This window comes from Pseudomonas sp. B15(2017), from assembly GCF_002113215.1.
In the GTDB taxonomy this organism is placed as follows: Bacteria; Pseudomonadota; Gammaproteobacteria; order Pseudomonadales; family Pseudomonadaceae; genus Aquipseudomonas.
In genome coordinates this window covers 1-5574 of sequence record NZ_NEJZ01000032.1, presented here as the reverse complement: position 1 = coordinate 5574, position 5574 = coordinate 1, and the positions used below count along the sequence as shown (strand labels likewise).

Below are 5574 nucleotides of genomic sequence, written 5' to 3'. Positions count from 1 at the left end.
ATCTTGACGATGACCTACTCTCACATGGGGAAACCCCACACTACCATCGGCGATGCATCGTTTCACTTCTGAGTTCGGGATGGGATCAGGTGGTTCCAACGCTCTATGGTCGTCAAGAAATTCGGGTACTGACTCGTGACCAGATGGCCTCGCTTCAGCAAATTGGGTATGTGACAGCTTTCGGTGTTTTGTGAGCGTCGAACTTTCGGTTCATTGCGTCTTCACACACCGCAATCTGGTCTCTTTCGAGTCTGCAGATTGCTTGGGTGTTATATGGTCAAGCCTCACGGGCAATTAGTATTGGTTAGCTCAACGCCTCACAGCGCTTACACACCCAACCTATCAACGTCGTAGTCTTCGACGGCCCTTCAGGGAACTCAAGGTTCCAGTGAGATCTCATCTTGAGGCAAGTTTCCCGCTTAGATGCTTTCAGCGGTTATCTTTCCCGAACATAGCTACCCGGCAATGCCACTGGCGTGACAACCGGAACACCAGAGGTTCGTCCACTCCGGTCCTCTCGTACTAGGAGCAGCCCCTCTCAAATCTCAAACGTCCACGGCAGATAGGGACCGAACTGTCTCACGACGTTCTAAACCCAGCTCGCGTACCACTTTAAATGGCGAACAGCCATACCCTTGGGACCGGCTTCAGCCCCAGGATGTGATGAGCCGACATCGAGGTGCCAAACACCGCCGTCGATATGAACTCTTGGGCGGTATCAGCCTGTTATCCCCGGAGTACCTTTTATCCGTTGAGCGATGGCCCTTCCATACAGAACCACCGGATCACTAAGACCTACTTTCGTACCTGCTCGACGTGTCTGTCTCGCAGTCAAGCGCGCTTTTGCCTTTATACTCTACGACCGATTTCCGACCGGTCTGAGCGCACCTTCGTACTCCTCCGTTACTCTTTAGGAGGAGACCGCCCCAGTCAAACTACCCACCATACACTGTCCTCGATCCGGATAACGGACCTGAGTTAGAACCTCAAAGTTGCCAGGGTGGTATTTCAAGGATGGCTCCACGCGAACTGGCGTCCACGCTTCAAAGCCTCCCACCTATCCTACACAAGCAAATTCAAAGTCCAGTGCAAAGCTATAGTAAAGGTTCACGGGGTCTTTCCGTCTAGCCGCGGATACACTGCATCTTCACAGCGATTTCAATTTCACTGAGTCTCGGGTGGAGACAGCGCCGCCATCGTTACGCCATTCGTGCAGGTCGGAACTTACCCGACAAGGAATTTCGCTACCTTAGGACCGTTATAGTTACGGCCGCCGTTTACCGGGGCTTCGATCAAGAGCTTCGCGTTAGCTAACCCCATCAATTAACCTTCCGGCACCGGGCAGGCGTCACACCCTATACGTCCACTTTCGTGTTTGCAGAGTGCTGTGTTTTTAATAAACAGTCGCAGCGGCCTGGTATCTTCGACCGGCGTGGGCTTACGCAGCAAGTGCTTCACCCTCACCGGCGCACCTTCTCCCGAAGTTACGGTGCCATTTTGCCTAGTTCCTTCACCCGAGTTCTCTCAAGCGCCTTGGTATTCTCTACCCAACCACCTGTGTCGGTTTGGGGTACGGTTCCTGGTTATCTGAAGCTTAGAAGCTTTTCTTGGAAGCATGGCATCAACCACTTCGTCGCCTAAAGGCAACTCGTCATCAGCTCTCGGCCTTGAAACCCCGGATTTACCTAAGATTTCAGCCTACCACCTTAAACTTGGACAACCAACGCCAAGCTGGCCTAGCCTTCTCCGTCCCTCCATCGCAATAACCAGAAGTACAGGAATATTAACCTGTTTTCCATCGACTACGCTTTTCAGCCTCGCCTTAGGGACCGACTAACCCTGCGTCGATTAACGTTGCGCAGGAAACCTTGGTCTTTCGGCGTGGGTGTTTTTCACACCCATTGTCGTTACTCATGTCAGCATTCGCACTTCTGATACCTCCAGCAAGCTTCTCAACTCACCTTCACAGGCTTACAGAACGCTCCTCTACCGCATCACTTGCGTGATACCCGTAGCTTCGGTGTATGGTTTGAGCCCCGTTACATCTTCCGCGCAGGCCGACTCGACTAGTGAGCTATTACGCTTTCTTTAAAGGGTGGCTGCTTCTAAGCCAACCTCCTAGCTGTCTAAGCCTTCCCACATCGTTTCCCACTTAACCATAACTTTGGGACCTTAGCTGACGGTCTGGGTTGTTTCCCTTTTCACGACGGACGTTAGCACCCGCCGTGTGTCTCCCATGCTCGGCACTTGTAGGTATTCGGAGTTTGCATCGGTTTGGTAAGTCGGGATGACCCCCTAGCCGAAACAGTGCTCTACCCCCTACAGTGATACATGAGGCGCTACCTAAATAGCTTTCGAGGAGAACCAGCTATCTCCGAGCTTGATTAGCCTTTCACTCCGATCCACAGGTCATCCGCTAACTTTTCAACGGTAGTCGGTTCGGTCCTCCAGTCAGTGTTACCTAACCTTCAACCTGCCCATGGATAGATCGCCCGGTTTCGGGTCTATTCCCAGCGACTAGACGCCCTATTAAGACTCGCTTTCGCTACGCCTCCCCTATTCGGTTAAGCTCGCCACTGAAAATAAGTCGCTGACCCATTATACAAAAGGTACGCAGTCACAGAACAATGTCTGCTCCCACTGCTTGTACGCATACGGTTTCAGGATCTATTTCACTCCCCTCTCCGGGGTTCTTTTCGCCTTTCCCTCACGGTACTAGTTCACTATCGGTCAGTCAGTAGTATTTAGCCTTGGAGGATGGTCCCCCCATATTCAGACAAAGTTTCTCGTGCTCCGTCCTACTCGATTTCATGACTAAGAGACTTTCGCGTACAGGGCTATCACCCACTATGGCCGCACTTTCCAGAGCGTTCCGCTAATCTCAAAGCCACTTAAGGGCTAGTCCCCGTTCGCTCGCCACTACTAAGGGAATCTCGGTTGATTTCTTTTCCTCAGGGTACTTAGATGTTTCAGTTCCCCTGGTTCGCTTCTTGCACCTATGTATTCAGTACAAGATAACCATCTTATGATGGCTGGGTTCCCCCATTCAGACATCTCCGGATCAAAGTCTGTTTGCCGACTCCCCGAAGCTTTTCGCAGGCTACCACGTCTTTCATCGCCTCTGACTGCCAAGGCATCCACCGTATGCGCTTCTTCACTTGACCATATAACCCCAAGCAATCTGGTTATACTGTGAAGACGACATTCGCCGAAAATTCGAATTTCTCAACTAAGAGAACTCACAAATTTTACCTTAGCCTGATCACCACCAGTGAAAGTGGCTTTCAGTCTATCTTTCTATCACATACCCAAGTTTTTAAAGAACGAACTAGTCAAAGACTAGAAATCAACATTCACCATCAGCCCGATGGAATGCTCATTTCTAAGCTCTTACTTCAGAAGCAGTAGTGGTGGAGCCAAGCGGGATCGAACCGCTGACCTCCTGCGTGCAAGGCAGGCGCTCTCCCAGCTGAGCTATGGCCCCGTATTTCTACAGGCGTTTCCCACACAAAATTGGTGGGTCTGGGCAGATTCGAACTGCCGACCTCACCCTTATCAGGGGTGCGCTCTAACCAACTGAGCTACAGACCCAATTTCGGGCTGCTTCTTTCGTCTTCTTCAATGAATCAAGCAATTCGTGTGGGAGCTTATGAAGCAGCTGATGTCGTCGATTAAGGAGGTGATCCAGCCGCAGGTTCCCCTACGGCTACCTTGTTACGACTTCACCCCAGTCATGAATCACACCGTGGTAACCGTCCTCCCGAAGGTTAGACTAGCTACTTCTGGTGCAACCCACTCCCATGGTGTGACGGGCGGTGTGTACAAGGCCCGGGAACGTATTCACCGCGACATTCTGATTCGCGATTACTAGCGATTCCGACTTCACGCAGTCGAGTTGCAGACTGCGATCCGGACTACGATCGGTTTTATGGGATTAGCTCCACCTCGCGGCTTGGCAACCCTTTGTACCGACCATTGTAGCACGTGTGTAGCCCAGGCCGTAAGGGCCATGATGACTTGACGTCATCCCCACCTTCCTCCGGTTTGTCACCGGCAGTCTCCTTAGAGTGCCCACCATAACGTGCTGGTAACTAAGGACAAGGGTTGCGCTCGTTACGGGACTTAACCCAACATCTCACGACACGAGCTGACGACAGCCATGCAGCACCTGTCTCAATGTTCCCGAAGGCACCAATCCATCTCTGGAAAGTTCATTGGATGTCAAGGCCTGGTAAGGTTCTTCGCGTTGCTTCGAATTAAACCACATGCTCCACCGCTTGTGCGGGCCCCCGTCAATTCATTTGAGTTTTAACCTTGCGGCCGTACTCCCCAGGCGGTCAACTTAATGCGTTAGCTGCGCCACTAAGAGCTCAAGGCTCCCAACGGCTAGTTGACATCGTTTACGGCGTGGACTACCAGGGTATCTAATCCTGTTTGCTCCCCACGCTTTCGCACCTCAGTGTCAGTATCAGTCCAGGTGGTCGCCTTCGCCACTGGTGTTCCTTCCTATATCTACGCATTTCACCGCTACACAGGAAATTCCACCACCCTCTACCATACTCTAGCTCGCCAGTTTTGGATGCAGTTCCCAGGTTGAGCCCGGGGATTTCACATCCAACTTAACGAACCACCTACGCGCGCTTTACGCCCAGTAATTCCGATTAACGCTTGCACCCTCTGTATTACCGCGGCTGCTGGCACAGAGTTAGCCGGTGCTTATTCTGTCGGTAACGTCAAAATTGCAGAGTATTAATCTACAACCCTTCCTCCCAACTTAAAGTGCTTTACAATCCGAAGACCTTCTTCACACACGCGGCATGGCTGGATCAGGCTTTCGCCCATTGTCCAATATTCCCCACTGCTGCCTCCCGTAGGAGTCTGGACCGTGTCTCAGTTCCAGTGTGACTGATCATCCTCTCAGACCAGTTACGGATCGTCGCCTTGGTGAGCCATTACCTCACCAACTAGCTAATCCGACCTAGGCTCATCTGATAGCGCAAGGCCCGAAGGTCCCCTGCTTTCTCCCGTAGGACGTATGCGGTATTAGCGTTCCTTTCGAAACGTTGTCCCCCACTACCAGGCAGATTCCTAGGCATTACTCACCCGTCCGCCGCTGAATCAAGGAGCAAGCTCCTTTCATCCGCTCGACTTGCATGTGTTAGGCCTGCCGCCAGCGTTCAATCTGAGCCATGATCAAACTCTTCAGTTCAAACATCTTTGGGTTTTTAAGAAACCCTAAACTTGGCTCAGCAATCGTTGGTTACATCTTTGATTTCTCGCGGAGTAACTTGTGATGCTGATAATCTTGTTGACTATCAGTCTGACTCCACAAGCACCCACACGAATTGCTTGATTCAGTTGTTAAAGAGCGGTTGGTTAAGATCTTTCGTCTCAACCGAGGCGCGCATTCTACAGCAGCCTCATTTACTGTCAAGTGATTATTTTCAGAAGTTTTTGAAGATTTCTTCAACAACTTCAACCACTTGCGCTTCCGATCTCTCGTTAGCGGGAGGCGAATTCTACAGCGTTACACGCTGCTGTCAACACCTCTTTTTCTTCGCTTTCGACCGAGAA

The 5574-nt window shown here is 51.4% G+C and carries 2 tRNA genes and 3 rRNA genes; all 5 read right to left on the bottom strand.

The window, feature by feature from the left end:
• Position 1 precedes the first annotated feature (1 nt).
• The 5 genes from rrf to CAF73_RS29420 all read right to left on the bottom strand — a co-directional run bounded on the left by rrf (position 2) and on the right by CAF73_RS29420 (position 5209).
• Positions 2 to 117, bottom strand: a 5S ribosomal RNA gene (gene rrf, locus CAF73_RS29440).
• A 156-nt stretch (positions 118 to 273) separates the two neighbouring features.
• Positions 274 to 3164 (bottom strand): 23S ribosomal RNA (locus tag CAF73_RS29435).
• A 244-nt stretch (positions 3165 to 3408) separates the two neighbouring features.
• Positions 3409 to 3484, bottom strand: a tRNA-Ala gene (locus CAF73_RS29430).
• Between the two features lie 30 nt (positions 3485 to 3514).
• Positions 3515 to 3591: transfer RNA gene (locus CAF73_RS29425), tRNA-Ile, on the bottom strand.
• Between the two features lie 81 nt (positions 3592 to 3672).
• Positions 3673 to 5209, bottom strand: a 16S ribosomal RNA gene (locus tag CAF73_RS29420).
• Together the 16S, 23S and 5S rRNA genes with 2 tRNA genes alongside form the textbook arrangement of a ribosomal RNA operon.
• Positions 5210 to 5574 lie beyond the last annotated feature (365 nt).